1 protein-coding gene is annotated in these 1,398 nt (G+C 30.1%); it reads right to left on the bottom strand.

Translation table 11 applies throughout. The annotated features are described in order from the left end of the window. Positions 1–276: 276 nt before the first annotated feature. The gene (locus BLQ00_RS17375; RefSeq protein WP_093145587.1) at positions 277–1,278 is read right to left on the bottom strand and encodes a hypothetical protein; all 1,002 of its coding nucleotides are present in this window, start codon (positions 1,276–1,278) and stop codon (positions 277–279) included. Positions 1,279–1,398 lie beyond the last annotated feature (120 nt).

The raw sequence follows: 1,398 nt of genomic DNA, 5'->3' as shown, positions 1-1,398 counted from the left end.
GTTACCTAAAAAAAACTCTTCTATAAATCGACCTTTTCAAGAAACAATCTTTAAAATCAGAAAGGGTAACTTATTAAACACAACGGGTTTGTATATGAAACGTGGCGCTTGGCGAAGCGTGCGGCTTGAAGCAGCTCAGCCATCAATCGCTCTTTTCGGCTCAATTCTCCAAAGCTGCGTGAGACTCAGAAAGGCAAGCGAGTTCGGATTAGTCCGACGAATCATATTTTGATTAAAAGTAATGATTTCAATTCAATTTCCTAAAAAGCCATGTTTTCATATACGGTGTTGTAGCCAGTTTTTTCTCAGTTTAATTATCAATTTATAAATTCCAAATAATATCAATGATAAAATTAAAATTGTAGTTTCGGCAATTGGTGCAAGCAAAGAATATTCCGCACCTTCAATTCCAGCCAAATCATAAAAATACTTTTGTTTTTTTACAATTTCATTATCTTCAATCAAAAATTCGTAAATTGGATAATGGTCATTTTCTAATTGGCCGCTGTTAATTGTTACGAACAAATATTTACTATCGTAGTCGAAAAGAGGTTTTTTTCTGTCTTCAATACTTTTACTAATTAAGTATCCTTGTTCTCCACTTGTAGTAAATTCGATTATTTGGATATTTAGTTGATTTCCGTATTCTTCATAGCTTTCATCAGGTTTAACTAAAAAACCAGAATTCAAAATCAAAGTTTCAACAACTTTTAATTCTTCTTTTAGTAATTTTAAATTGGAATTTTCAGCAATATCTTTATATTGATATAAATTACCACGCTGTCCTAAAGCACCAAATTGCATAAATGGTCTCTCAAAATTTTTATAATACAAGTCTAAAAAATAATCGTGGTCATAATACTTGATAGTATCTTTTGAAATCTCAAATTTTGAACTGTTAAAATCTTTGTTAGCCTCTGTTATTGAAAGTATTTCTGTAGCATCTTTTAATTCGGAAAATACTGAAGGTCTTTTTATTATATGTCCCCAATAGCTTTTATTAAACCCATAACCAGTAATAGTTACTATTATTAATAATGGTAAGAAGAATTTACCCAAATCTGTTAAGAATTTAGATTTTACTTTTAACGCAATTAAAATAGCCGTTGATAATGGGAATATTATAGTTAGAAAAATCCAAGCTAAGTCATTGGAATAATGAAAATGCAGAAAATCATATAAGTCAGCTATTCGAAAAATGATTAGTACTAAAAGCCTTATTAGTGAATAAAATATAGTGGCTTTAAATGCTGTTTTTAGAATTTTTAATTTTCTCAATATTGTTTTTTCTTAAATTGGCTACAACGGTTTGCGTATATTGATTGTGGCGTTTGGCTTGCCGTGCGGCTTGAAGCAACCAAGTTACCATTATTTGTTTAGTTACGATTATTCGAGGTT

It is taken from the genome of Ulvibacter litoralis (genome assembly GCF_900102055.1).
Lineage (GTDB): Bacteria > Bacteroidota > Bacteroidia > Flavobacteriales > Flavobacteriaceae > Ulvibacter > Ulvibacter litoralis.
The sequence above is the reverse complement of the archived record's forward strand: the minus strand, read 5'-3'. Positions and strand labels throughout refer to the sequence as shown.